Origin of the sequence: Pseudomonas sp. NPDC088368 (assembly GCF_044753445.1) — a bacterium.
Classification (GTDB): domain Bacteria; phylum Pseudomonadota; class Gammaproteobacteria; order Pseudomonadales; family Pseudomonadaceae; genus Aquipseudomonas; species Aquipseudomonas bambusae.
In genome coordinates this window covers 281990-307421 of the sequence record NZ_JBIVNG010000002.1, presented here as the reverse complement: position 1 = coordinate 307421, position 25432 = coordinate 281990, and the positions used below count along the sequence as shown (strand labels likewise).

The 25432-nt window shown below is 61.3% G+C and carries 19 protein-coding genes, 1 tRNA gene and 2 pseudogenes; 7 read left to right on the top strand and 15 right to left on the bottom strand.

The window, feature by feature from the left end:
* Positions 1–4 precede the first annotated feature (4 nt).
* A complete protein-coding gene (locus ACIQAL_RS04850; protein ID WP_401143041.1) occupies positions 5–1609 on the top strand; it encodes a GMC oxidoreductase in 1605 nt (534 codons plus the stop codon).
* Positions 1610–1657: 48 nt separating this feature from the next.
* Here the strand turns inward: ACIQAL_RS04850 and ACIQAL_RS04845 are convergent, their stop codons facing one another.
* From ACIQAL_RS04845 to ACIQAL_RS04825, 5 genes and pseudogenes are all read right to left on the bottom strand, one after another.
* Positions 1658–2749, bottom strand: a complete 1092-nt coding sequence (locus ACIQAL_RS04845) for a LacI family DNA-binding transcriptional regulator (protein ID WP_401143038.1) — start codon at positions 2747–2749, stop codon at positions 1658–1660.
* 81 nt (positions 2750–2830) lie between these two features.
* The gene (locus ACIQAL_RS04840) at positions 2831–3946 is read right to left on the bottom strand and encodes an MFS transporter (protein ID WP_401143735.1); all 1116 of its coding nucleotides are present in this window, start codon (positions 3944–3946) and stop codon (positions 2831–2833) included.
* 164 nt (positions 3947–4110) lie between these two features.
* A complete protein-coding gene (locus ACIQAL_RS04835) occupies positions 4111–5118 on the bottom strand; it encodes a glycoside hydrolase family 3 N-terminal domain-containing protein (RefSeq protein ID WP_401143035.1) in 1008 nt (335 codons plus the stop codon).
* A 63-nt stretch (positions 5119–5181) separates the two neighbouring features.
* Positions 5182–5712: pseudogene (locus ACIQAL_RS04830) on the bottom strand (methyl-accepting chemotaxis protein); the annotation flags it as partial.
* Between the two features lie 327 nt (positions 5713–6039).
* Positions 6040–6966, bottom strand: a pseudogene (locus tag ACIQAL_RS04825) (HAMP domain-containing protein); the annotation flags it as partial.
* Positions 6967–7667: 701 nt separating this feature from the next.
* On the opposite strand from ACIQAL_RS04825, the gene ACIQAL_RS04820 reads away from it, so the two are divergent.
* Positions 7668–8939 (top strand): MFS transporter, encoded by a 1272-nt coding sequence (locus ACIQAL_RS04820; RefSeq protein WP_401143032.1) that lies wholly within the window; start codon positions 7668–7670, stop codon positions 8937–8939.
* A gap of 136 nt (positions 8940–9075) precedes the next feature.
* On the opposite strand, the gene ACIQAL_RS04815 is transcribed toward ACIQAL_RS04820, so the two are convergent.
* Entirely contained in the window at positions 9076–9825 is a 750-nt protein-coding gene (locus ACIQAL_RS04815; RefSeq protein ID WP_401143030.1) for a glucose 1-dehydrogenase, read from the bottom strand.
* Between the two features lie 201 nt (positions 9826–10026).
* On the opposite strand from ACIQAL_RS04815, the gene ACIQAL_RS04810 reads away from it, so the two are divergent.
* On the top strand, positions 10027–10893 hold the full coding sequence (locus ACIQAL_RS04810; RefSeq protein WP_401143027.1) for an AraC family transcriptional regulator N-terminal domain-containing protein: 867 nt from the start codon (positions 10027–10029) through the stop codon (positions 10891–10893).
* Between the two features lie 21 nt (positions 10894–10914).
* Here ACIQAL_RS04810 and ACIQAL_RS04805 read toward each other — a convergent pair whose 3' ends face one another.
* The 6 genes from ACIQAL_RS04805 to ACIQAL_RS04780 form a co-directional block, all read right to left on the bottom strand.
* Positions 10915–11892 carry a saccharopine dehydrogenase family protein gene (locus ACIQAL_RS04805; RefSeq protein ID WP_401143024.1) on the bottom strand — a complete coding sequence of 326 codons (978 nt, stop codon included), beginning with the start codon at positions 11890–11892 and terminating at the stop codon, positions 10915–10917.
* A complete protein-coding gene (locus ACIQAL_RS04800; protein WP_401143021.1) occupies positions 11889–12290 on the bottom strand; it encodes a VOC family protein in 402 nt (133 codons plus the stop codon). Before ACIQAL_RS04800 ends, ACIQAL_RS04805 begins: the two co-directional genes overlap by 4 nt.
* A gap of 34 nt (positions 12291–12324) precedes the next feature.
* Positions 12325–13068 (bottom strand): SDR family NAD(P)-dependent oxidoreductase, encoded by a 744-nt coding sequence (locus ACIQAL_RS04795; protein ID WP_401143019.1) that lies wholly within the window; start codon positions 13066–13068, stop codon positions 12325–12327.
* Between the two features lie 156 nt (positions 13069–13224).
* On the bottom strand, positions 13225–14466 hold the full coding sequence (locus ACIQAL_RS04790; RefSeq protein WP_401143017.1) for a DUF1835 domain-containing protein: 1242 nt from the start codon (positions 14464–14466) through the stop codon (positions 13225–13227).
* A 300-nt stretch (positions 14467–14766) separates the two neighbouring features.
* A complete protein-coding gene (locus ACIQAL_RS04785) occupies positions 14767–15801 on the bottom strand; it encodes a methionine synthase (RefSeq protein WP_401143014.1) in 1035 nt (344 codons plus the stop codon).
* A gap of 26 nt (positions 15802–15827) precedes the next feature.
* Entirely contained in the window at positions 15828–16811 is a 984-nt protein-coding gene (locus tag ACIQAL_RS04780) for a DUF1852 domain-containing protein (RefSeq protein ID WP_401143012.1), read from the bottom strand.
* A gap of 321 nt (positions 16812–17132) precedes the next feature.
* Between ACIQAL_RS04780 and ACIQAL_RS04775 the strand changes: the two genes are divergently transcribed.
* The gene (locus ACIQAL_RS04775; RefSeq protein ID WP_401143010.1) at positions 17133–18029 is read left to right on the top strand and encodes an AraC family transcriptional regulator N-terminal domain-containing protein; all 897 of its coding nucleotides are present in this window, start codon (positions 17133–17135) and stop codon (positions 18027–18029) included.
* A gap of 127 nt (positions 18030–18156) precedes the next feature.
* Here ACIQAL_RS04775 and ACIQAL_RS04770 read toward each other — a convergent pair whose 3' ends face one another.
* Positions 18157–20691, bottom strand: a complete 2535-nt coding sequence (locus ACIQAL_RS04770; RefSeq protein WP_401143008.1) for an ATP-binding protein — start codon at positions 20689–20691, stop codon at positions 18157–18159.
* A 335-nt stretch (positions 20692–21026) separates the two neighbouring features.
* Here ACIQAL_RS04770 and ACIQAL_RS04765 point away from each other — a divergent pair, with 335 nt between their 5' ends.
* A complete protein-coding gene (locus tag ACIQAL_RS04765) occupies positions 21027–22631 on the top strand; it encodes an inorganic phosphate transporter (protein WP_401143006.1) in 1605 nt (534 codons plus the stop codon).
* A gap of 30 nt (positions 22632–22661) precedes the next feature.
* Here the strand turns inward: ACIQAL_RS04765 and ACIQAL_RS04760 are convergent, their stop codons facing one another.
* A complete protein-coding gene (locus ACIQAL_RS04760; protein ID WP_401143003.1) occupies positions 22662–23849 on the bottom strand; it encodes an ATP-binding protein in 1188 nt (395 codons plus the stop codon).
* A gap of 212 nt (positions 23850–24061) precedes the next feature.
* Between ACIQAL_RS04760 and ACIQAL_RS04755 the strand changes: the two genes are divergently transcribed.
* Both ACIQAL_RS04755 and ACIQAL_RS04750 read left to right on the top strand, forming a co-directional pair.
* Positions 24062–24862, top strand: a complete 801-nt coding sequence (locus ACIQAL_RS04755; protein ID WP_401143001.1) for an EAL domain-containing protein — start codon at positions 24062–24064, stop codon at positions 24860–24862.
* Positions 24863–24872: 10 nt separating this feature from the next.
* Complete coding sequence (locus tag ACIQAL_RS04750) at positions 24873–25202, top strand: YceK/YidQ family lipoprotein (protein ID WP_401142999.1); 330 nt, start codon at positions 24873–24875, stop codon at positions 25200–25202.
* A 72-nt stretch (positions 25203–25274) separates the two neighbouring features.
* Here ACIQAL_RS04750 and ACIQAL_RS04745 read toward each other — a convergent pair.
* A tRNA-Pro gene (locus ACIQAL_RS04745) sits at positions 25275–25351 on the bottom strand.
* Between the last annotated feature and the right edge of the window lie 81 nt (positions 25352–25432).

Here is a 25432-nt window from a genome sequence, read left to right as displayed (position 1 = left end):
CTCCATGACTGATGTACCCAATACGCCTCAGCCAGAGCTCGCTCCACACCCAAAGGCACGCTCCCCGCGTGCCTTCGGCATGGCGCAGCCAGATGCTCAAGGCAACATCGACTGTGATGTGGTCATTATTGGCTCGGGCATGGGCGGATCAACCTTCGCCCATGAACTGAGCGCGACGGGCCTTAAGGTGGTGATCGTCGAGCGCGGTGATTTCCTGCCCCGCGAAATACAGAACTGGGAGGCCTCGTCGGTGTTCGGCCAGGGCCGTTACCGCAACGCCGAACCCTGGCTGGACGCCCAGGATCAGCCCTTCAACCCCGGCGTGTTCTATTACGTAGGCGGCAACACGAAATTCTACGGCGCCATGCTGCCGCGCTTTCGTGAGGAAGACTTTTCCGAGGTCCAGCACTACGAAGGCACGGCGCCCGCCTGGCCCATCACCTACGCCGAGATGGAGCCTTGGTACACAAAAGCCGAGACGCTGTACCGCGTTCACGGGCAAGCCGGAACCGACCCCAGCGAACCCTGGCGCTCGGGGCCCTATCCCCACGCGGCACTGACCCACGACCCGGCGCTGCTGCCGCTGGAGCAAAGCATGCGTCAAGCGGGGCTGAAGCCCTTCGTCATGCCCGCCGCCGTGGATTACGGCGACGGCGGGGATTGCGTGCTGTGTTCGACCTGTGACGGCTACCCGTGTCTGGTCGATGCCAAATGCGATGCGGAGATGTCGGCCCTGCGCCCAGCCCTGCGCACCGGCTCGATTCAGCTGCTGACCAACACCTTCATCGACAAGCTGACCACCAGCGCTGACGGTCGCAGCATCCTGTCGGCCAACGGCTCCCGCCTGGGCCAAGTAGTCTCGCTGCGTGCGCCGCGTTTCGTGCTGGCTTGTGGTGCGGTCAACAGCGCGGTGCTGCTGCTCAAATCCGCCAACGATCAGCACCCCAACGGGTTGGGCAACAGTTCGGGCCAAGTGGGGCGCAACTACATGGTGCACAACAGCACTTTCATGCTGGCGGTGGACCCGCGCCGGAAAAACCCGGTGAGGTTTCAGAAAACCCTGGCGCTCAACGACTGGTACACAGCCGGTGCGCACAACGCCTATCCGCTCGGCAACGTGCAAATGCTGGGCAAGATTCGCGAACCCATGATCACGCCCATGCGGCCCTGGCTGCCGAAATTCGCCTCGCGCTACGTGACCGACCACAGCGTCGATCTCTACCTGACCTCAGAGGACTTGCCGACTCCAAACAATCGAGTGACCTACGACGCCAGGCAGGGCGCCGTGAAAGTGTTCTGGCAACCCAACAACCTCAAGGCCCACGACGAGCTGGTCAGCAAGACCCGGCAGATCATGCGTCTGGCCGGCTACCCGCTGGTGCTGACCGAACGAATGGGCATCGCCACCAACTCCCACCAATGCGGCACCTGCGTGATGGGCACCGACCCGAAAACCAGCGTGCTGGACATCAACTGCAAGCTGCATGATCTGGACAACGCCTGGATCGTCGACAGCTCGTTCTTTCCGTCCTCGGCGGCGGTCAACCCGGCGCTCACCATCGCTGCGAATGCCATGCGCGTGGCAGCGCACTTCATCGCCGCGAACTGAGTGGGTTGTTTCAATCAGAGGGGAAAGCCTGGCCTTCCCCTCCTCTCTTTACTCGGCGAGCCGGGCCGTGGACTGCCGAACGACCAGCTTGGTGGGGAAGATTTTCTGCACGGGCGCAGGCACGAAATCCGGCCCGCCATTGAGCTGCTCGATCAACAGCTGCGCCGCCGTCACGGCTTTTTGCACCATGGGCTGGGCGATGGTGGTCAGGCCGTACTGCACCGCTTCCGGAATATCATCGAAGCCTACGACCGACAGCGAAGACGGCACCTCACGCTGCAATGCCGCAGCGGTCTTCATGCAGGCGATGGCCATCACGTCGGAACAGGCGACGACTGCCGTGACCTCGTTCGAGGTCAGCAGGGTAAACGCCGCCGCCTCGCCAGAGGTGGAATCCAGGCCGCCCGCTTCGACAATCGCCAGATCATCGAAGCTCAACCCTGCCGCTGCTGCGGCTTCGACATAGCCGGTCAGTCGCTCACGGACAATACGCTCGCTGGAGTGGGCAAAACGTTGCGCACTCACCGCGCCGCGCTCGCCGTCCGGATTGAGACGGTCGACCAGAATGCCGATCATGCGATGCCCCAGGTCCAGCAAGTGTTGAATCTGCGCCATCGCGGCCGTCCGGTCGTCAATCCCGACAAAATAGCTGCCTTCCAGCAACGGCGAGTCGATCACCACGTAGGGCAGATTCTGTTTCTGAATGGCCACGATGGCCGGATGATCGTCCGGCAGCGTCGAAATGATCAGCCCATCCACCAGCCCCCGAAGTGCGAGGCTCGATTCAGAGTCGGACTTTCCGCCCCTGAGCAGGCGTTTGGTGTTCAAGGGAAACAGCGTGAGCGCGATGTTCTCCAGCTCGCCGATTTCGCTCACCCCGCGCAACACGGCGATGGCCGAGGGGTCGGCGAAGGCGACGGAGAGTTTGTCCATCATCATCAGGCCGATGGCCCCGACTCTCCCGGATCGCAAGCTGCGGCCCATGATGTTCGGCCCGGGATACCCAAGCTTTTCGGCGACCTCAAGGATGTGCTTGCGCTGCGCCTCGGAGAGCTTGGAGGGACGGCTGTACGCGTAGGACACCGCAGGCTGCGAAACCCCGGCGGCACGCGCCACATCTTTCATCGAAACGTTCGCCATAGCGCCTTCTTAATCAAACTTTCGTAAAAACCCATAGCATACAAGGCCGCAGCCGATGCAAACCAATGCGTGAGTTGAATATCACGCGCTGCGCGCCGCGAACAGCCGTGGCGCACTGGCGATGATCACCAGCATGCCCAGCGCCGTCATGAACAACGCCCAACCCAGCGACGTGGCCTTCGCGGCAAAACCGATGAGCGCAGGCCCCAGCAGGATACCCAGATAGCCGATCGAGGTGGCGATGCTGATCGCAAGCTCACCCGGCATGCTGCGCTGAGCCCCGGCGAGGGACAGGTAAACCGGGGCGATATTGGACACGCCTATGCCGATCACGGCAAAGCCCGCCAGGCTGATCAGCCAGTTGTCCAGAGTAAGCACGACAGCGAACCCCGCCATGGCGATCAGGCCGCTGAGCACCAGCACTTTGCGGCTGCCGAGACGCGCGACGATACGGTCGCCATTGAGCCGTCCGGTCGCCATCATCACCGCGAAAACGGCGAAGCCAAGCCCGGCGATCGAATGATCGACACCCCGGTAGTCGGCGAGGAAGATCGCGCTCCAGTCCAGCACCGAGCCTTCGGTGAGAAACGCCAGCAGACACAACGTGCCGAGGGCCAGCACTTGCCGCGTCGGACGAACGAACAGGGGCGCGCCCTTCTCACCTGAGACTCCCAGCGCATGACGGCCAGCCGTCAGCAGAAAGAGAACGATGCCTGCGATCAGGACGCTGGAGGCGATCAGTGGCGACGCCCCCAGCCACAGAAAGAAGGTGATGCCCGCCGCGCTGACGATGGTGCCGAGGCTGAACAGACCATGAAACCCGGACATCAGGGACCGGCGCATGCTGCGCTCAACCATCACGCCCTGCACGTTCATGGTCACGTCCACCAGGCCGCAACCCGCCCCAAACAGGGTCAGGGTGAGCATCAGCCCGTAGAAATGATCGAGGGTGGCGAGCAATGGCAGCGTTGCGCAAACCAGCGTCAGGCCAAAGTACAGGGAAAAACGACAGCCGTTGCGGGCGTTCATGATGCCTGCAAGCGGCATCATGACCAGCGACCCCAGGCCCAGACAGAGCAACAACAGCCCCAGTTTCCCGTCATCGATACCCGCACGCTCGCGGGCATAGGGCACCAGCGGCGCCCAGGCGCCCATGCACAGGCCGGACATCAGAAAGGTCAGCCGGTAGGTGAGCATGTGCGGCGTTGCGTGCAGCCGCGGAATTTCCTGTGATGACACGTAAACCTCTTCGACCCGTCGCGCAAGTTCACGCGCCATAAAAGTTATACGTATAACGTATTTATCATCGGATGGCTATTCCAACGCACAGGGGCCGCACCCGCCGCGGAAGACCGGTCTGATCAGAGACCCGCCGCGACACGACTCACCGCTTGCGCCGCAGCATTCAACCGCGCCACGCTCAAACGCCCCTGCGTCACCGCATCGACAATCGCCTGAGCCAGAACGCCGGCCTTGGGCAATAACCGGGGGGAGATCAGCAGCAGATCGGCCCCGGCATTCAGGGCAGCCACCACCACCGCTTCAATGGGCGCGTCGCGCTGCACCGAGCGATGATCCAGGTCGATGGTCATGACCAGCCCGTTGAAGCCCAATTCGCTACGCAGGATGCTCACCAGATCCGGCGACAACGAGGCCGAGACCGCCGGGGTCACCGCCTCGACAATGGCCGGCCCCAACATCACCGCGTCGGCCCCCGCATCGATGCCGGACCTGAACGCCGACCAGCCGCTGCGCAATGCCGCCATCGAGGAGGTGAGAAAGGCCTCCTCGGTTGCCGGAAGTTTTGCCAGCTGCGGATGCCCCGGAAAATGCTTCAACGTGCTGCCCACCTTCGCCCGTCGCACGCCCCGCACGTAGGCCGCTGCCATTTCGGCGGCCTTGGCCGGATCGCTGGCGAGCGTCTTGCCGTCCAGCCAGACGTTCGGTCCACTGAGCACATCAGCGGTCGGCGAAAGCACCAGATTGACACCCGCCTCGCGCACGCCCAAGGCCATCTGGAAACACACCTCCTCAAGCTCGTACGCGTTCATGGCCCGCGCAACCTCCGGCGAAGGCAGCGCGCAGGCGACGCCCTGCAAACGGTGCACGGCAGAAATGTCGGCGTCAGCGGCCAGGATCATGTCGCCCGCCAGTTCCCGAGCCTGGCCGACGAATCCCTGCCATTTGTCCAGGGTTTCGATGTGCAGACGCTCGGCGCTCATCTGGCCAAGCCGGTATTCCTCGGCGGTTTCGCCAAACAACACGCTGCGCCCTCCGCTGCCGAGGAATCGGCGCAGGTCGTCGTTGAGCTCAAGTGGGTCGACCACGGGGAATAACACGCTGAACGCTGTCGCTAAAAGCTGGCTCATGGGAAGTCCTGAGAAGGGAGGGGTTGGAGGAACAATCATGCTCGGGTCAACGGCATCCGCGACCTAAGCCCGAAAGTGACTCATCAGGTGTTGCTGGTAATTGGCCAAGGCATTCAGGCTTTTGCTGACCCTGGCGGATTCGTCTGCCTGCTCCGCCAGCGATTCCGTGACATCGCGAATGGCAGAAACGTTGCGGTTGACCTCTTCAGAGACGGCGCTTTGTTCCTCGGCGGCGCTGGCGATCTGCAGGTTCATCTCGTTGATGATGTCGATGCTCTGATTGACGCGCGTCAACGCCTCCACCGCTTTCAACGCATGGAACGCACTGGCATCGGCCTGTTGCCGATGAGCCTGCATCGTCTCGACCACCGCATGCGTGCCGGTTTGCAAGGTTTCGATCACGCCCCGGATTTCGCCCACGGACGTTTGCGTGCGCCTGGCCAGATGACGAACTTCATCGGCCACCACGGCAAACCCACGGCCGCTTTCCCCTGCCCGCGCGGCCTCTATAGCGGCATTCAGCGCCAGCAGGTTGGTCTGTTCGGCAATCGACTGGATCACTTGCAGGACGTTGCCAATCTGCTCGCTGTTCTGCGCGAGCAGGGTCACCTCCTCCATCGACGTGTGCATGTGTTGCGCCAGGTTCTGGATGGAGGTCGCGGTGGTTTCGAGCGTGCCCTTGCAAGATTGCGAGGCCGCCTCGCCGTCACGGGCTGCCGTGGCGGCCTTCGACGCGTGGCGTGCGACTTCCTGGGAAGTGGTGCTCATTTCGTGGGCGGCGGTCGCCACCTGCTCGACCTCGCGCAACTGATGCTGCATCCCCGCGCTGGTCAGGCTGGCGATTTCTGATGCCGTGTCAGCGGTTGTCCGCGTCTCGCCCACCCCTTGACTGACCTGCGCAATCACCGGTTGCAGCTTGTCGAGGAAACGGTTGAACCCACCCACCAGACGGCCCATTTCGTCAGTGCGATCAAAGATCAGGCGCCGCGTCAGATCGCCCTCGCCCTCGGCGATGTCTTCGAGCATGTCGGACACGCGACGGATTGGCTTCACTACGCTGGACGCCATCAGCCACATGAGCACACACCCCAGAAGCAGCACGCCCAGCCCGACTGCCAGTTGCATCTGGACGGCGGTGTGGCTGGACCGGGTCAGCGTCTGATCCAGTTGGGCGACGGCGGCCATGAGGGTCGCCTGAGGCACTTCGATGATCGCCATCCACACGCCGGAATCCGGGATTGGCGTGAACGGCACCATCACTAGCGCGTGGCCAGTACTGGCATTGGTGCCGACGAACGTCGCGCCACTTCGTGCACTGCCCACCAGTGCCTCCGACTGATTGGGATAACTTTCGGCCAGGGTTTTGCCCAATAACGCCGGGTCGTTGCTCTTGCCCATGACCGTGCCCGCCGCACTGACGAAGGTGACTTGGCCTTTGCCCTCGAACAGCGACGCGCTGGCCTTCTGCGAGAGATTCTGCAGGCTGCTCAGGGTCAGGTCGACACTGGCGACGCCGATCAGCTTCCCACCATCGATCAGCGGGACGGCCACACTGGAGGTCAACGTGGGCACGCCGTTCAACAAGAAACTGTAAGGCTCGACCAGGCAGGGTTTGCGGGTCGTGTGCGGGCATTTCCACCAGGCTTTGTCGGGCTCGTCGCCGAGGATGTCTTTCTCTTCGACGGTGAAGTTTTCCACGCCCGACACGTAGGTGGCGAAACGGCCCGAAGCGTTGCCAGTGTGGTCGGGGCCGTTGATCGAAACTGCGTCCCCCGCATCCAGACCGTTGGGTTCGAATGCCACGCCAATGCCCAGCAACTCAGGGGTGGTCGCGATCATCGCCCGCATCAAGCGGTAAAGATCGCCGCGTATCTGCGGCGGCGTCAGGCCATTGAGTTTTGCCTGGCGCTTTAGCATGACCAGTTGCGTCGCCAGGGTGCGGGTGAACATCAGGCTGCTGACGAATCGCTGCTGCACCACGTCAGCCTGAACCCGCCCCATGGCTTCCAGATATCGTGTGGACGCCTCACCCAGCGAGGCGCCGCTGGAAGCGGCGACCACCGACGCTGTGCGCTGCATGTGCTCAATCGAGAAGGCCAGCAGAAACACCACCATGCACAGCATGCACACGCCTGCGACCACGGTGATGCGGGATTTGATGGTCAGGCGTGTGCGGGTCATTGCGGGGCCTCGGAGCATTCTGTCGACACGACATTGGGATTGTTGTGACGCCTTCAAGACCGCCTGCATCGTCGGCCAGGCGTACCTGTCCCGCGCCATCTTCCTCAGCCGCCCTTTCGTCCACAATTTCGCAGCGCCGCCCCTGCTGACGCAGAGTGAAGCGCCGCTGACGCGCCCCGCGCAGCAGAACGCGACACAGACATGTCGCAATCCAGCACGCCGATAACCGTTCGCGACATTGCCGGCGAATCAGTCCTTGTCATGCATTGACATCGCACCTGCATAGCACGTTGAATGAAAACTTATACGTATAACAAAAAGAGCGGATTCCTCTTTGATCCGACTCTGCGCACTGAAAGGCAAACGGTATGAACAGCGACAACAATCCTCTGATCTCCAGCCGCATCCGAAAAGCCCGCGTGGCGACGTTCATGAGTTTCATGATGATCGGCGCGATGATGTACATCTGGTCCACCGGCGTCAGCGTGTTCCGCCAACAGCTTGGCCTTGCGGGCGCACCAGGGGATGGCGATTTCGGGCTGATCGCGTTGAGCATCGGCGTGGGTTCGGCGGCGGGGTCGCTGTTCGTCGGCAAACTGCTGGACCTGTACGGCGCCCGGCCAGTCATCAGCCTCTGCGCCATCATTTATCCCCTGTCCATCATTCCACTCGGGTACATCAGCGGCTTCTGGTTCGCGTTGGTATTCGGCGCCGTGCTCGGTCTGTTTCGCGGCGCGCTGGACACCGCCCTCAATGCTCATGGCGTTCAGGTCGAACGCTTCTATCGACGCTCGATCATGTCGGCCTTTCACGCGTCGTATTCGTTCGGCGGATTTCTGCTCGGGATGATCTGCAGCTGGCTGACCGGCCTGTTCACCGAGAGTGTTGCCGTGCCTTTTTCCGTGCTCGGCGGCGTGATGTTGATCACCGGTTGTCTGCTGAGCCGCTGGCTGCTGGGCAAAGACGATGTACCGCTCAAACAGCCCGAGACGCAGCACCCGCTTGCCGCCCACGCCGCTCACGCGCCGAACACCAAGACCGTGCTGCTGATGATCGCGTTCGGCACCCTGTTGCTTGGGAGCATGATGGGCGAGAACGCCATCGGTGACTGGGGTCAGGAGTACGTGCACCGCGTACTGGGCGCCAGCACGTCGTTCGGCGGCATGGCCGTTTCAGTATTCATCGGCGCGGTGACGTTCGGACGGCTGTTTGGCGACAAACTGGCCGGACGCTTCGGCAACGCCCGGGTGATCGGCGGCAGCGGTGCGCTGTGCGTGGCGGGCACCCTGCTGACCCTTCTCGGCGCCAGCGCCGGGACCGGCATTGTCGGCTTTGCCCTGTTCGGTCTGGGACTGTCCTGCATCGCGCCGCTGATGGTGTCGTCGGCCGGGCGCAAAGACCCCGAGAACGCCGGTCGAAACATCGGCATCGTCAACGGCATCGGCTTCTCCGGCATGCTCATGGGCCCCGCCGCGATCACCGTGATTGTCGGCCACTTCGGCCTGGAATCGCTGATGTACTTCCCACTCATTCTGCTCGGCCTGCTGGCCGTGTTCGGCCCGATGCTAGTGCGCACGGGCACGCCGAACGCCCGACCGCTGACGCATACACGGCCAGGCAGCGTCGTCAAAACCGGATGAATGCCGGGGGATCGTGACGCTCTCTGGCTGGCCCTTGTACTGATGGACCCGGCGTGTGTGCGTTTTGGTGGATCGCGGAGAGGAAGACTCTCCTGACGTCAAACCGTACAGTTGTCCTCAAGGGGCAACTGTTGCATCAGTAACCCACCCCGCGAACACCACCCGAAGCGCGAATGGATTCGCCGGTCACCCAGTGCGCGTCTTCGGACGCCAGAAACACCGCCAATGGCGCGATGTCCTCGGGCTCCCCAAAACGCCCCAGCGGGGTTCCAGCCACCAGCTTTTCTCCGAACTCGCCGGCAAAATTCCCATCAGTCGCCGGGGTGTTCGTGTGCCCTGGCAGAATCGAATTAACCCTGATGCCGCGCGCGCCCAACTCCCTGGCCAGTGCGAAGGTCAAGGTATCGACCGCGCCTTTGGTCGCCGAGTACACGCTTGACGCCAGATAGGGGTCGGTGCTGAGGATCGAGCTGATGTTGATGATGCTGCCTGTCGGCCCCAGCAATTTGACGGCCTCACGCACCGCCAGCAGATAGCCCAGCACGTTCAGGTTGAATTGCTTATGGAAAGCTTCTTCGGTCAGGTCATCGATCATCTGGAACACTGCCACACCGGCATTGTTGACCAGGATATCCAGAATGCCGTAGTGCTCACGGACCGTTTCAAACAGGCGCACCACATCGGTCGCCTGACCCATGTCTGCCTGCATGGCGACCGCTGATCCGCCGTTGGCCTCGATCCCGGCAACCACGGCATCGGCATCCGCCTGGCTGGTGGCGTAATTGACGATGACCGTTGCACCCTGCGCCGCCAAAGCCTTGGCGATCCCGGCGCCGATGCCTTTCGATGCGCCGGTGACAACCGCTATTTTTCCTTCGAGTTTCATGACGTGCCCTTTTGAAGTTGCGTGACAGGTGACTGCATCGCGCTTGGTCTTGAAAAACGCAGGCAACGCGCCGCTTGCCATCATTATTCAGCCAGCGAGGGCGCCGACGTTTGCCGGTTACTCGCACATGCTTGCCTATTCTTCTCAGTCGGCTTGCCATGCATTGGGATATGGCTCACGGTGGGCGGCATGGAACGATCAATGGCAGAACTGCGCAGCATCGTGATGCGCGCGCAAGACAAGTGGACCGAGACCGGGCTACCCCGCGTGACAATGGTGCGTGCCGAGGCCTGTGCAAGTCAGGTCTATCAACCGATGCTGCACCTGGTGCTTCAGGGCACCAAGACCTTGTCGATTGGGGATGAGGTTTCCAGGTATTCAGCAGGCCACTATTTTCTGGTGCCGGTGGATGTGCCCGCCACCGGGCAGGTTCACGCAGACGCGGTTGGCCAGCCCTATCTGGCGGTCAGTCTGACGCTGGACCCGGATGTGATCGCCACGCTGTTGATGGACGAAGGCAAGACGCCGAGGCCACCGCAGAACACCTGTTTTGAAGGCGTTCTGGCGCCTGCGCAAATGATCGATGCGTGGTTGCGCATGATGCGGCTCATGGATCATCCCCACGAGGCCACGATCCTGGCGCCGATGATCGAACGGGAGATTCTGTTCCGCGCCTTACAGGGGCCGTTGGGCGGCATTCTGCGTGACGTCGCGCGGCCGGATGGCCGGATGACGCAGATCCGCCGCGTCACCCAGTGGATTCGTGACCACTACACCGAGCCTTTTCGAGTAGAGCCGCTGGCACTCATGGCGGACATGAGCGTTGCCGCGTTTTACAGGCACTTCAAATCGGTGACGGCCATGACGCCGATCCAGTATCAGAAACGCCTGCGTTTGCTCCGGGCGCGGTGGTTGCTGCTGTTCGACACACTGGACGCGACGTCGATCGCCTATGCCGTGGGTTATGAAAGCGCCTCGCAATTCAACCGTGAATACGCGAGATTATTTGGCCTGCCGCCCGCGCGGGATGCGGCGCGATTCAAGTCCCCCCTCCCCGCCACAGGCTGACAGCGCCCGGTTGAGCTGCCTTCAGAAATCGGTGATCAACGTCCCCTCGATACGCTCGGCAAACCCATCACCGAAGACATTCGCGGGTGTGGCGAACCCGGATAGACGCTCGCCTTCTAATACGCGCCGCGCTGCCTCTACTGCGGCCAGCGGCGTGTAGGAATAGCCGTTCACGGTTTCGATCACGGACCGGGCGATGGCTCCGTCAACGCCAGTGACCTCAACCACTGCACGGGCATGATGCGCGTCCCGCTGCGCTTGAGTCGGGCCATCGGGCAGTTGTGAGAGATCGCCTTCTGGAAACGCGTCGCCTGAGATGTGCACGAACATCGCGATGTTCGGGATGCCCGTCGAATGCCAGGCTGTCACCAGATCTCCAAACGACAGCGGCACACACAGGACCGGGCCTTCTCCAAAATCGAAATGACGCGGCGTTGCATCCGGTGTGGCGACCAGTTCGCCATCAATCCTCGCCATGACCCCTGCCCCGATGATTTCACTGACGCTCATGGCCGAGCCACGTGACATCGAACCTGGAACGTGAAGCGCAATGCTCAGCGCAAAAGGCTGTTCGACCCGCTTGGCGACCTGCACCGCCAGCGAATCGGTCGGCACGACGTCCCAACCCACACCCGGCAAGAGCATGACCTGATGCGCAGCGGCTTCCGCTCCCAGTCGCTGGGCCAGCCGGTAGACGTTGATCTCCGCGGTGATGTCCAGGTAGTCGACCCCGGCCTTGATGCATGCGCGCATCAGCGGCTCGGCGGTGTGCGCAAAGGGGCCGGCGAAGTTGAGCAGGACCGAGATGCCTGAGAGCGAGCTCGCCGCATCCGCATTGGCATCGAACATTCGAAACGGCACGTCCAGTTGCGCAGCGAGTTCCGCCAGACGTGCGTGATTGCGCCCGGCGATTTCAAATGGCAGGCCCAGCGCTTTCGCCCGTTCAGCGGCCATGCGACCGGTGTAGCCGGTGGCGCCGTAGATCAGAAGAGTGCTCATTGGACGTGCTGCCATTTTTTATGAACGAATTCGAGGCTGTACCCATCCGGGTCAAGCACATTGGCGGCGTAGTAATCGGGATCGTAGTGCAGACGCGCACCCGGCGCGCCGTTGTCGACAGCGCCCTCCTTCATGGCGGCGGCGTAAGCGGCGTCCACTACGGCCAGGCTGTTAGCGACGAACCCCACGTGCGCGGCGCGTCCCTCGACGACCCCTTCACGCAGCCAGAAAAACATCCGGCCATTGGCACCAAAGCCCTTGAGATCGGGGTGGCCAGGTGGGCCGTCCTTGCCGTCGTAGTCAAGGCGCGCAGTAATGCCCAACGGGGTTAACGCCGCTTCGTAGAAACGGATGGAACGGGTGATGTCGCTGACCGACAAAAAGACATGATCCAGCATTGCGTGCTCCTCAAAGGATGTAGCTGTCGGCGGTTCAGACGTTGTAGCCGCCTGCGACTTCGATGGTCTGGGCATTGATCCAGCTGCCGTCGTGCGACAGCAGCATGGCAATCACGCGGGCGACGTCTTGCGGCTCACCCACTCTGCCAAGCGCGGTCTGCGCTGCGAGCATGGCCTCGAATTCGTCGTTCAAGCCGCCGCCTAGCTCCGTGCGGATCGCGCCGGGTGACACGGCGTTGGCCCGAATCCGCCGCTCGCCAAACTCCTTGGCCATGTAACGCGTGAGCACTTCGAGCCCGCCCTTGAACGCTGCGTAAGGCGCCACACCCGCCGTGGCAACGCGGGTGGTTGCGCTGGTCAAGTTGACGATACTCGCACCGTCCGCCAGCAGCGGCAGCAATGTTTGCGTGAGGAAAAAGGGGCCTTTGAGATGAACATTGAAAAGGCCATCGAACTGCGTTTCGCTGACAGTGGCCAAGGGGTTGAACAGGCCATACCCGGCATTGTTGACCAGGCCGTCGAGCGTGGCGACGCCCCAGGTCTCGCGCAACGCCAGTGCCACCGACTCACGAAACCCGGAGAAACTTGCCACCTCCGACACATCGAGCTTGAGCGCTACCGCCTTGCCTCCCGCGTGCTCGATGCGCTCGACGACCGAAACCGCCTCCTCTGGATGACTGTTGTAGGTCAGGATGACACCCATGCCCCGCTGAGCAATGTGCTCGGCGGCACTGGCACCGATGCCGCGACTCCCGCCCGTGACGACGATTACGCTCATGTGCTGTTCCTCTGTGCTTCGAATGAGGACCCAGCCTACGGATCAGCCCGATCAAGAGCGCACCCGTTCCTGCTCGAAACCTGCCTGTTTCTGCTTTTTGCTCGCAGCATCCGAGCGTCTGCCCTCAGCCTGTGCGAGCTGGACAGATGGATCGACTCAACGCCGCCACACCTGGCCTTGATCGCTCACGACCCACGGTTGGTCATCGGACACGACATGGACCCCGCCGACCCATCGCTCTGCTGGTGCGTGGTCGAGCCAGTTCAAGCGGCCCGACAATACCTGCTCGCCCAAGGCAGTGATTCGGATAACCCGCTTCTGCCACTCGGGTCCCGGCTGCTCATGCACGAGAGGCTGCGGTGAATCGATCAGGGGGCGCAGCAGTGCGTGGAACATCAAATCCCCCAGAAAGGGCAACGGCTCATAACTCATCATCAAATGGCCAAAGACTTTTCCGGAGGGCAGCTCACCGTGATCGGCCAGCACGCGCAGTGTCAGGCGCTCGGTCATGCTTAATCCGTCATTGGCGCCTGGAAGCTCTTGCAGTTGCCTGGCCAAAGCGGGCCCCAGCAGCGGCAGTGCTGGATGCGCTCGCCCAGCAATGCGGGCCCAATCGGCCGGGGTCGTCGACGTGTAGGCGGCCCATGCTTCACGCGCCACTGCCAAGGCGTCTTCGCCCAACGGGCGCCGTTGTGGCCACAGCCAGGCGAGCAGATCGGGCGCCAGTTGCCCAATGCCGATAAATCGCTCCACGCCGGGAACCTGAGCGAGTTCGATCAATTCAAGTCTGCGCGGTAACGCGGGCAAGCTCGCCAGTATCCGCGCCAGAAACAGTTGATCGTAGGCGTCGGCTTCGCACCACAACACCAGTTCGCTTTCGGCATCCAGTTGCGCCAATGCCTTGCGCTGCGTGGCTTGGCGCTGCTGGATATCTCGCGTTGGCAGACCGAAGGCCTGTTCGGCGAAAGCCGCTCGCACGGCCCAGTAATCATCCTCAGGCAAAGCCGGCACCGGGCCCATCACCATCGGATCATCGAACATATGGAACGCACCCGAGAAACCGGCGATTCGCAGGCTGTGCTCGATATCGTTGCCGCAGCGCCAGTGCTGGACCGCCGCCTCACCCGTTGCGATAAAATCCGGATGACGTGCAGCGAAGGCAATGCTGTCGGCATGGGCAATCAGTTTGGGCCAACTGGCGAAACCCGCCTCGCGCGCCACCAGCCACTGCGTGTCAGCGAGTCGATAGTCAGGGCCCGACAAACCGATCACCCGCAACTGCATGCGGGCATCGTCGGCTTCGTGGTTTTTCAGTGCTTTCAAAAGACGCTTGGCGCGCTTGCGCAGCGAGGCCAGATCAGGGAGGCCGTGATGACAGGAAGCGTTTATGGCAGGCATGCCAACTCCTTTTAGGGCTCGGTCCGCCGACAAGCCGGGAGCTGGAATGAAAAATTGAAGACGCCTGCCTGGGTGACCCCTTCGCGCGGACCGCAGGCGTAGCAAACGCCCGGCGCTGACTGTAGCGGGAAGAGCCGAAGGAAGCAAAGCCCGATTGGTAATCCCCAAGCGCTTCGCGAAAGCTCAATGGCTCAATCGCCGTACCGGGGAATGACATGGCAAATCCTGAAGCGTGTCGGCGCACACCTGAAGCCGCCCGTTCAACAGGCTGACTTCAGGCTTTCCAATGACGAACGCGATTCAACGCGCGTCCAACAGTTCTCTGCGAACGATGTCTGCGCCCGCACTCAGCGCCTTCAACTTGCCGCTGGCGATTCGTCGCGGCAATGGCGCCATACCGCAATTTGTGCAGGGGTAGAGTTTGTCAGCATCCACGAACTGAAGCGCCTTTCTCAAGGTATTGGCGACGTCTTCCGGCGTTTCGATCGCGTGGTTGGCCACATCGATGGCCCCTACCATCACCTTTTTACCCCGGATGAGTTCGATCAGGTCCATGGGGACGTGGGAGTTGTGGCACTCCAGGGAGACGATGTCGATGCTGGATTTCTGCAGCTTGGGAAAGGCGTCTTCGTACTGTCGCCATTCGGAACCCAGGGTTTTCTTCCAGTCGGTGTTCGCCTTGATGCCGTAGCCGTAGCAGATGTGCACCGCCGTTTCGCATTTCAGCCCTTCAATGGCCCGCTCCAGGGTCGCCACGCCCCAGTCGTTCACCTCATCGAAAAACACGTTAAAGGCAGGCTCATCGAATTGAATGATGTCGACCCCCGCGGCCTCCAGCTCCCTGGCTTCCTGATTGAGAATCCTGGCAAATTCCCAGGCCAGTTTTTCCCGGCTTTTATAGTGGGCATCGTAGAGGGTGTCGATCATCGTCATCGGGCCTGGCAGCGCCCACTTGATCGGCTGATCGGTCTGCTGGCGCAAGAATTTGGCATCTTCAACGAACACCGGCTTTTGGCGAGCGACTGCCCCGACCACCGTCGGCACGCTCGCGTCATAACGGTCACGAATCCTGACGGTTTCGCGCTTTTCGAAATCAACGCCATCAAGGTGCTCGATGAAGGTCGTGACGAAATGCTGGCGGGTTTGTTCGCCATCGCTGACGATATCGATGCCCGCCCTTTGTTGTTCTTGAAGTGCAAGCAATAGCGCGTCTTGCTTGCCTTCAATCAATTCGCCTTCCTGCAACTTCCAGGGTGACCAAAGCGTCTCCGGTTGTGCGAGCCAGGAAGGCTTAGGCAAGCTGCCAGCCGTCGACGTGGGCAACAATTTTTTCATGAAAAAAGACCTTGTGTATTAATGAATCAAAGCGCGCAGCTAACGGACCACTGTTTAAGAGCGGTCTGGTAGGGCTTGATAAAGTGCTCTTCGGCAAACTTTCCTTGCTCGATGGCCAACTGACTACGCTCTTCGCGGTCATACACAATTCGGGTCAATGAATAGTCCTCGTGCTTCAAGCTGGGCTGATACGACTTTCCTGCGGCGGAGTTCGCGTTATAAATCTCAGGCCGATAGATCTTCTGAAAAGTGTCCATCGTGCTGACCGTGCCAATCAGCTCAAGGGCGGTGTAATCAGTCAACAAATCTCCTGAGAAATAAAAGGCCAACGGCGCTGCGCTATTAGGGGGCATGAAATAACGAACGTTCAAGCCCATCTTTTTGAAATACTCATCGGTCAACGAGTCGTCATCCTGCTGGTATTCAAAGCCCAGCACCGGATGTTGATTCTCGGTGCGGTGGTAAGTCCTGGCGCTGGAGACGCTCAAGCAGATGACGGGGGACTTGTCGAAATGCGCTTTGTAAGCGCTTGAATTAACGAAGCACTTGAAGAGTTTGCCGTGCAGCTCTCCAAAGTCCTCGGGCGTGCTGAACCCGGATCGGTTCTTGTTGTGCTCTGTCAACCGCACGCTAAAGTCGTAATCTCGAACGTAAGAAGAGAAATTGTTCCCGACGATGCCATTCAGGCGCTCGTTCGTTGTTCGATCGATAATGATCGTTTTCAACACCTCAATCATGGGGATGGCGTGGTCACCGTCTTCACCATGGATGCTCACTTCAACAGAGATGATGTCCAACTCGACCGTGTAACGATCAGCGGCAGGGTTGTCCCAGTGCGCCAAGGCATTGAAGCGGTTATCAATCATCTTCAAGGTGTTGCGCAAATTCTCCTGCCGACGTTCTCCTCTGGCGAGGTTTGCGAAGTTGGTTGTGATGCGCGTCGTGTCTGACGGAATATAATGCTCATCAAAACTAATGCGCTTGATCGCAAATTCAAATGCTGTGCTCATGTTGATCCGACACCCTGTTTTTTAGCCAGACCTGAATAGGCTGTTTGTCTTTATCAGGAATGGCTGTCGTTCCGTTCTTTCACCCGGCTGGATTAACAGTGCCTGCAGTGAAAAGCTGTACGAAGTTTAGGCGGGGACCCTGCATGAATAAAAACGAATTGAATTCAGTGAAGGCATTAGCCGGGCTCATGATCAACTTTAAAGAATGCGGTCCCTCCGTCTTGATCGTCCGGATAAGGAACGCACCTGTTCCTGCTCAAAACCTGCCTGTTTCGGCTTTTCACTTGCGGGGTACGGCCGTCACCCCTCAGCATGCCGGTCATGGACAACTCACTGAACGAACTCAGGTCACTCGCGGCCCAAGCTGAAAACCGGCGAACCGACACCGGCATCCCTCGCGTGGCCATGGTCAAGGGAGCAGTTCCCGAGCACCTGCTGGCAGCGGTGTACGACCCGATGATCAATGTGATTTTGCAAGGCAGCAAGACCATGACAGTGGGTGACCGGACGCTGCGCTATGACCCCGCCACCTACTTCGTCATGTCCATCGATTTGCCTGCCGTGGGTTCGGTGCACCCGGCTGCCACCGGCGAGCCCTACCTCGCGGTCAGCTTGACACTCGATCTCACTGTATTGTCCACACTGTTCGCTGACCTGCCCGAACCTGCGCTTCGAGCCGAAACGAATCCCGGTTTTTCAGTCGCCCCCATGACCTGCGATCTCACGGACGCCTGGGTGCGAATGCTCAGGTTAATGGGTGACCCGCCAGCCATCGCAGCCCTCGCGCCAGTCTACGAACGAGAGATTATTTTCCGCGTGCTTCAAGGCCCGCTTGGCTGGATGCTTCGGGAAATCGCCGCACCGGACAGCGCGATGGCCCGCGTGAACCTGGCAGTCCAGCGGATTCGTCGCGATTTCGCCCAACCCATCCGCGTCGAACACCTGGCTGAGCGAGCCTCGATGAGCGTCTCGGCATTCCACCGCCATTTCAAGGCCGTGACCAATTTGAGCCCGTTGCAATATCAGAAACGTGTGCGCCTGCTTCAAGCCCGAATGCTCATGGTTGCCAGTGCAAAAAGTGTCATGTCGGCAGCGTTCGAAGTGGGTTATGAAAGCGCGACACAGTTCAGCCGGGATTACGCGAAAGCCTTCGGGCTGCCCCCTTCGCGAGATGCCAGCAGGATAGTAGGCGATGGCGCATTCGCAGGCGGCCAGTGAGTGGTGAGCAGGTCTGGTCGCACCCGCCAGCGTGGAGGTCGATGCTGGTAAAATCCCGCGCCGAATCGCACAAAGATCGCCGGCGCGCGCACGTCTTTGGTCGGTCCGGAGTGGGCGTTTGGCGGTTTCAAGCCCCACGACCAAGGTGCACCAGACTCTCCGCCAGCTCGTTTTTGCGGAAGGGCTTGGTGAGACGAGGCAGATCTGGGTCGAGGCCCTCACGTTCCGCGTAGCCGGAGACGAGCAGAATCGGCGTCCCCGGCCGGGAGTCCCGAACCACCTTCGCCAAGTCGGTCCCGCTGATACCGGGCATGAGGTGGTCCGTGACGAGCAGGTCAAACGACTCCCCGCCCTTCATCAGCTCCATGGCCTCTTCTCCTGACGCGGCTTCGATCACGCAATAGCCCAGTTCGGCCAACATATAGGACGTGCTGGCGCGAACCAGTTCTTCATCATCGACCAGCAGCGCAACCCCGCGCGTCAATGGCGGCTCCGGCGCCTCCGCCATGCGGAGTACCGCCGCAGGTACGGTCATGCTGCGCGGAAGCCACAGCTCCACGTTCGTGCCAAGGCCGGGCGAACTCTGGATCGTGAGGGCGCCGTTCAACTGCGACGCCAGGCCGTGCACCATCGAGAGCCCCAGGCCCGTCCCTTTGCCGACGCCCTTGGTGGAAAAGAACGGCTCGACCGCGAGGGCGAGTGTCGCGGGGTCCATACCGACGCCGGTGTCGGCCACCGACAGACACAAGTATTCGCCAGCGGGAAGCCTGGAGCGGTGGTCGACGCCCACTGCCTCCATGGTGGCCGAAATGCGCAAGGTGCCGCCTTCCAGCATCGCGTCCCGCGCGTTGACAGAGAGGTTGAGCAGTGCCATTTCGAGCTGATTGAGGTCGGCGATGGCGGCCGGGAGATGGTCAGGTGCATCGACAACCACCTTGATTTGCGGCCCGGTGGTGCTGGCCACCAGATCACCCATGTCACTCACCAGCTTCGCCACATCGACGGGCACCGGTTGCAGCGGCTGACGGCGGGCGAACGCCAGCAGCCGCTGGACGAGCGTCTTCGCCCGCTCGGCGGACTGCATGGCGCCTGAGATCAGCCGTTGCTCCCGCTCGCCGCCCACGCCCCGGCGTTGAAGCAGGTCGAGCGTACCGACGATCGGAGTCAGCAGGTTGTTGAAGTCGTGGGCGACGCCGCCGGTCAACTGCCCCATGGCTTCCATTTTCTGGCTCTGCCGCAGGGCCTTTTGAACCTCTTCCCGTTCGGCGATGGCTTGGGCCACCCGCCCTTCCAGCGTGGCGTTGAGTTCTCGAAGGGCGTCCTCGGTCGCCTTGCGGGCCGTGATTTCCATCGCCGTACCGGTCACCCGCAAACAGCGACCCGTGGTGTCGAACACGCCCCGTCCCTTGGCCGCCACCCAACGCACGATGCCGTCCTCACGGCCCACCGTACGGTAGTCAACGTCATAGAGCGCGCGATGCTCAGGGTCGATGGCGGCGCTAAATGCCTCAATCGTTGCGTCACGGTCCTCGGGGTGCAAACCGTCGTAAAAATCCTGCAGCGTGACCGGCACGTCCGCCGAAATACCAAACATGGCCTTCGTCTGTGCGGGCCATACCAAGGTGTTCTGCACGAAATCCACATCCCAGAAACCCACGTCTGCGTGGGCCACGGCCAGGCGCAAACGCTCCTCGCTGATCCGTATCGAAGCATCCGTCCGCGCCCGGTGCACGACCAGCCCGACCGTCTGAACCACGAAATCGACGATCTCGATATCCGCCAACAACGGATCGCGGCGCTCGGGGTGATACAGCACAAACGCGCCCAGCGTGACACCCTGCGCCGAACGGATCGGGATTGACCAACACAGGTGCAGACCCTGTTCGATGGCCCGCTCCCGGCACGTGAACCAGAGCGGATCGGCACTGACGCCAGCGATGGCGTCCCTATAAGCAGCGGGCAGGCTCGGGCCGGAGCAGGACTGGAGACGCCGGCCGTCGTCGTCCAACAGCACAATGCTGCCGAGAAAACGGGACGGGGACAGCGCTTCCACCTCGCGGACGATAGCGTCCAGTGAAAACGCAAGCGGCGTCTGCGCGACGGCCAGCTCCAGAATGCGGTTCTGAGCGGCGCCCAGTGCTGCCGCACGATTGCGCGCTTGGGTCAGGCGCGCATTCTCGATGGCGATCGTCGCCAGACGCGCGAGGCTTTCCAGACGCTTGAGCGTGTCCTGATCATGATCCCCGACTTCAGCCCAATAGGCCCCGAGCGCGGCGACTGGAACAGGGCGACCGATGGGCACCATGACGAGACTGCGCACAAAAGTCGCCGCATAGGCGTCTTGGGGGACACGGGAATCCAGCCGGACATCAGGAATCGCGACGGTCGCGTTATGGCGCATCGCCCAGCCCGAAACGCAGTGGTCCGCAGGAAACGTCTGGCCTTGCCAGAGTGGCGAGACCGCGTCCTCCGCCACATAGGAACAGAAGCCGCCCGTCTCGATGACGATCGCGACGCCTTCTGCCCCGACCGCCGCGCGCGCCGTGTCGCGGAGCACGGCGACAACTTCGTCCACTGAACCGGCCAGCGCCAGCCGTTCGCTGGCATTCAACACGTGGGACAAACGGTCATTACGGTCGGGACCGACGAGATCAGTAGGCAAACGGGCTTCCTCATGAACGCCGCACAGACGTTCTGCGGGCGGGTTCAGCGTGAACGTGAGGAAAGCGTGCCGTGCAGCCCCCTCCCTGTTCGGCAGTGTGAAATCCAGTCTGTCAGAAATGTGGCCACGAAGCATCACCCCACCGGCCGCGACCAGGAACACGACGTCCGATGGCACGCCGTTGTACGAGAAGGGGGCGAAAACAGGGTCGTTTGAGTGGCGTTTCAGGCCGTTAGTCTAAAGGCCCGACGTATCGGCCCTGATTGCGTCCCAGGTAAGAAAAGCGTCATCTGCCCTGACTAGGTTGAAAGCTCACTCCGAGCTGAGACAAGAACGTGAACACTTCAGCCACCCCCGACAACGCCCACCTCTCCCGCCCAAAACTCGATCACGCGCTGAGCCCCCGAAGCCTCGCGCTGTTCATCGGCCTGCTGATCGTCGGCGTCCTCGTCAGCGGCTGGGGCATCGTGCAAGACGTTGACGAGGCTGGCGCCGTGGCCACGACCTGGCTGCCGTACGGCCTGCTGTGTCTGGCACTGGTCATCGCGCTGGGCTTCGAGTTCGTCAACGGCTTTCACGACACGGCCAACGCCGTGGCCACGGTGATCTACACCCATTCGCTCCCGGCCAACATTGCGGTGGTGTGGTCGGGCCTCTGCAACTTCAGCGGGGTGCTGGCGTCAAGCGGGGCCGTTGCGTTCAGCATCATCGCGTTGCTGCCAGTGGACATGATCCTCCAGGTGGGCTCCGCAAACGGTTTCGCCATGATCTTCGCGCTGCTGATCGCCGCCATCGTCTGGAACCTGGGCACTTGGTGGCTCGGGCTGCCGGCGTCTTCATCGCACACGCTGATCGGTTCGATCCTTGGCGTCGGCCTGGCCAATGCCTGGCTGCAAGGCCGGTCGGCCGCGGACAGCGTCGACTGGTCACAAGTGTCTAAAGTGGCCTACGCGCTGTTGCTGTCTCCGCTGGTGGGCTTCGTCTGCGCGGCAGGGTTACTGCTGTTACTGAGGCTGCTGGTCAAACAGAAAGCGCTGTACCAGGAGCCGAAGGGCCAGAATCCGCCGCCACCGTGGATTCGCGGGTTGTTGATCCTGACGTGCAGCGGCGTGTCCTTCGCCCACGGCTCTAACGACGGCCAGAAAGGCATGGGGCTGATCATGCTGATTCTGGTGGGCACACTGCCCATGGCTTATGCCTTGGACCGCGCCGTGCCGGTCACCCAGACGATTCAGTTCGTGGCGGTTGCGCAGGTCACCCATCAAGGGCTGACGACCGAAGCCAAAGGGCGTCAAGTGAATGACCCGCGCACGGTGTTAATGGAATACGTCCGCACCCGAAAAGCCAGCGACGACACCGTGCCTGCGCTGGCGGCCGTGACCGGAATCATCGCCGACGAGGTGAAGAACTACGGCACCCTCGCCAAGGTGCCAGCACAGGCCATGACCAACGTGCGCAACGACATGTTCCTGACCTCGGAGAGCATTCGGCTACTCGGCACTCAGCACCTCGATAATTTCTCTGCGGGCACCCGCACCAACGTCGCGGAATTCAAACGCCAGATCGACGCGGCCACGCGCTTCATTCCGTTCTGGGTGAAGATCGCCGTGGCCATCGCCCTGGGGTTGGGCACGCTCGTGGGCTGGCGCCGGATCGTCATCACCGTGGGCGAAAAGATCGGCAAGGCGCACCTGACTTATGCCCAGGGCGCCAGTGCCGAACTGGTGACCATGGCCACCATCGGCGCGGCGGACGGCTTCGGTCTGCCCGTCTCCACGACCCATGTGCTCTCCTCCGGCGTCGCCGGGGCCATGGCGGCCAATGGCAGCGGGTTGCAGATGGCGACTGTGCGCAACCTGATTCTCGCGTGGGTGTTCACCCTGCCCGCCGCCATGGTGCTCTCGGCACTGCTGTTCTGGCTGTTTCATGCCATTTTTTGAAGGGTGAATCGTGACAGGCCGTCAATCCGCTCATTTCACTCTGGCGGGAAATCGGGCGGTAAAAGCAGTTCCGGCCGCAAGCGTCGACGTCACCCCCAGGGTGCCTCTGTGGGCTTGGGCAATCTGCGCTGCGATGTATAAGCCCAGCCCCAACCCTTCCCCGCGCTGCCCGGCCTCCGAGCGCGTAAACGGTTCGAACAGTAGCGGCATCAACGCGACCGGAATCGGAGGGCCCTGGTTGGTCACCAAGATGACGATGTCCCCGCTTTCCTGCCACGCTTTCACCCGAACGGGCGCATCCGTCGCCCCATGCGTCACGGCATTGCCCACGAGATTGGACAGCAATTGCGTGATGCGCAGCGAATCGCAGTAGATCCCGGTGGGCAGATCGAGCGAGTGGCTGATACGTGCCTGCGGGTTGGAGTGCTGCACCTCACTCAGCGCCTGCTCCAGAACAGGCCCCAGGTCATCCACCCATTGCGGCTTCACCGGAATCCCGCCGCCCATGCGACCCCGAGCAAAATCGAGCACGTTCTCGATGAGCATGCCCATGCGCGATGCGCTGTGGCGGATGGCAGCCAGGAGCCGCAGCGGACGCGTTTCCGTGGTCTGGGTTTCCAGCAGATCGGTGCTCATGCGGATCGCACTCAAGGGCGTGCGCAGGTCGTGCCCCAGCACCGCCACGAATTGATCACGCAAGCGCTCGTGTTCCCTGGCGGTCGCCAGCGCAGCTTGCGTCACCTCCAGGTCTTTCTGGGCATCGAGGCTCATCCCGATCAACTGTGCGAACAGGCTGAGCGTCTTGAGAATGGAGGGTTCCTCCAGATTGGCCGGCAGTGAATCAATGGCGCAGAGAGTCCCAAAAAACGCGCCGTCGCCCGTGATGATCGGAATCGAGACATAGCTCTCCAACCCATAGGTCTGGGGCGTGTGATGCAACGAGAAATGCGGATGCGCACTGGCGTGGCCAAAAATAACCGGGGTTCGGTGCTGGCGGATTTCGTGGCAGATAGTGGATTCGAGCCGCAACTCCCCACCGGGCTCAAGGCCAAAATCGATGGAGTCGTCCACCGCGCAGGCCACCCAGTTCTTGTCCGTGACTCGGGCCACCGCCGCGAAACGCATCCCGGTCAAATGCTTCACCATGCTCAGGATCACGGGCACGGCCCCAATTGCCTGCACGGCGTCAATGTCAGCTGAAAAATCCGGGCGGACCATACGGGGCGGGCCTTTGATCGAAGATTGGAGCGGAGACTACAACGAATAGCGCCCGGCTTACAGACACACTCGCTCCGATTCCACCATGAGTCCCTTAGTGCACCTCCAAGAAGAGTTAGCGATGACGCTTGCCACACGCAAATGAAGGTAGAAAAAAGAGATCATGCGTGCATTAATTGGCCATCACTGGCGACATCAATCGGAAGGTTGGCATGACTCAGATATATCCTTCCCTGCCTTTCGAACCGATTGGCTGTGCCCAATGCCGCAACCTCGAAGGCCTGGGCTTCGACTTCACCATGGCTTTTCAGCCGATTTTCAACGTTCACACCCAGACAGCGTATGCCTACGAGGCTCTGGTTCGCGGCATCAATGGCGAATCGGCTGCGAGCATCTTGAGCAAAGTGGATGACACCAATCGCTATCGCTTCGATCAGGCCTGTCGTGTCAAAGCCATCGAACTGGCGGCCACGCTGGGGCTGTTACAGCAGCCCAGGTGCAAGCTCAGCATCAACTTCCTGCCCAATGCCGTCTACCGGGCCGAGACTTGCATCCGGGCGACACTTGAGGCAGCCCACCTGTTCGACTTCCCGTTGGACAGGCTGATGTTCGAGGTGACCGAAGGCGAACGCGTCGATGATCCCGATCACTTGAAATCCATTTTCCAGGCGTACGAGCGTCACGGCTTCACCACCGCGATCGATGACTTCGGGTCAGGCTATTCAGGCTTGAACTTCCTGGCCATGTTCCAGCCCCACGTGCTGAAAATTGACATGGCACTGACCCGAGGCATCGACGCTGACCCGGTGAGAAAAGCCATCGTTGAAGGGATCGTGCTGGTTTCGAAACGCCTGAACATCGAAGTCATCGCCGAAGGGATCGAAACGCCTGAAGAATATTGGGCGCTCCGGGGGCTGGGCATTTCGCTGATGCAAGGGTATCTGCTGGCACGCCCGGCCATTGGCGCGTTGGTGTCCGGCGACTTTTCGCGAGTCGGCGCTACGGCTGAATAAGGAGTCTCACATGAACCCAAGGATTGCAGGCTGTCTGGCCATAGCCGTATCGATGTCCGGCTGCGGCACGATCGCGACGTTGACCAACGAAAAAGATGCGGCCGACGAACTCGCCAGCTGGCATTCGCACTGCCAGACCATTCCCCGCGCCTACAGCGGCGTGGCCTACGATTTCTGCACGCTGAATGGCCCGGAGCGACATGGACAACCACCTTCAGCCACCGGGATGGTCATCGACATCGCGCTGTCCAGCATTACAGATACGCTGGTCATTCCGTACACCGGTTATCAGCAGTATCAACGGGGAAGTATTCCGGTGCGCAGGAAACATCTGGATTAGGCACCGCCTCAAGCATCCAGAAATGAAAAAGCCCAACCTGAGAAGGTTGGGCTAAGTCATTGAAAAATAAGTTGGTCGGGACGGAGTGATTCGAACACTCGACCCCTAGCACCCCATGCTAGTGCGCTACCGGACTGCGCTACGCCCCGACTAGGCGTGAATCTATTGGTCTTCCTGCGAAAGCGTCGAGAAATATACCCTAAGCATTTGAATGATGGAAGTATTTTGAG

Excerpts from the sequence above, each read along its gene's own strand:
- ACIQAL_RS04850 (WP_401143041.1), top strand. The coding sequence starts at position 5 with ATGACTGATGTACCCAATACGCCTCAGCCAGAGCTCGCTCCACACCCA.
- ACIQAL_RS04775 (WP_401143010.1), top strand. The coding sequence starts at position 17,133 with ATGGACAACTCACTGAACGAACTCAGGTCACTCGCGGCCCAAGCTGAA.
- ACIQAL_RS04760 (WP_401143003.1), bottom strand. The coding sequence starts at position 23,849 with ATGGTCCGCCCGGATTTTTCAGCTGACATTGACGCCGTGCAGGCAATT.
- ACIQAL_RS04820 (WP_401143032.1), top strand. The coding sequence starts at position 7,668 with ATGAACAGCGACAACAATCCTCTGATCTCCAGCCGCATCCGAAAAGCC.
- ACIQAL_RS04755 (WP_401143001.1), top strand. The coding sequence starts at position 24,062 with ATGACTCAGATATATCCTTCCCTGCCTTTCGAACCGATTGGCTGTGCC.
- ACIQAL_RS04845 (WP_401143038.1), bottom strand. The coding sequence starts at position 2,749 with ATGGCGAACGTTTCGATGAAAGATGTGGCGCGTGCCGCCGGGGTTTCG.
- ACIQAL_RS04800 (WP_401143021.1), bottom strand. The coding sequence starts at position 12,290 with ATGCTGGATCATGTCTTTTTGTCGGTCAGCGACATCACCCGTTCCATC.
- ACIQAL_RS04750 (WP_401142999.1), top strand. The coding sequence starts at position 24,873 with ATGAACCCAAGGATTGCAGGCTGTCTGGCCATAGCCGTATCGATGTCC.
- ACIQAL_RS04795 (WP_401143019.1), bottom strand. The coding sequence starts at position 13,068 with ATGAGCGTAATCGTCGTCACGGGCGGGAGTCGCGGCATCGGTGCCAGT.
- ACIQAL_RS04785 (WP_401143014.1), bottom strand. The coding sequence starts at position 15,801 with ATGAAAAAATTGTTGCCCACGTCGACGGCTGGCAGCTTGCCTAAGCCT.
- ACIQAL_RS04790 (WP_401143017.1), bottom strand. The coding sequence starts at position 14,466 with ATGCCTGCCATAAACGCTTCCTGTCATCACGGCCTCCCTGATCTGGCC.
- ACIQAL_RS04810 (WP_401143027.1), top strand. The coding sequence starts at position 10,027 with ATGGCAGAACTGCGCAGCATCGTGATGCGCGCGCAAGACAAGTGGACC.
- ACIQAL_RS04815 (WP_401143030.1), bottom strand. The coding sequence starts at position 9,825 with ATGAAACTCGAAGGAAAAATAGCGGTTGTCACCGGCGCATCGAAAGGC.
- ACIQAL_RS04840 (WP_401143735.1), bottom strand. The coding sequence starts at position 3,946 with ATGCTCACCTACCGGCTGACCTTTCTGATGTCCGGCCTGTGCATGGGC.
- ACIQAL_RS04805 (WP_401143024.1), bottom strand. The coding sequence starts at position 11,892 with ATGAGCACTCTTCTGATCTACGGCGCCACCGGCTACACCGGTCGCATG.
- ACIQAL_RS04780 (WP_401143012.1), bottom strand. The coding sequence starts at position 16,811 with ATGAGCACAGCATTTGAATTTGCGATCAAGCGCATTAGTTTTGATGAG.
- ACIQAL_RS04835 (WP_401143035.1), bottom strand. The coding sequence starts at position 5,118 with ATGAGCCAGCTTTTAGCGACAGCGTTCAGCGTGTTATTCCCCGTGGTC.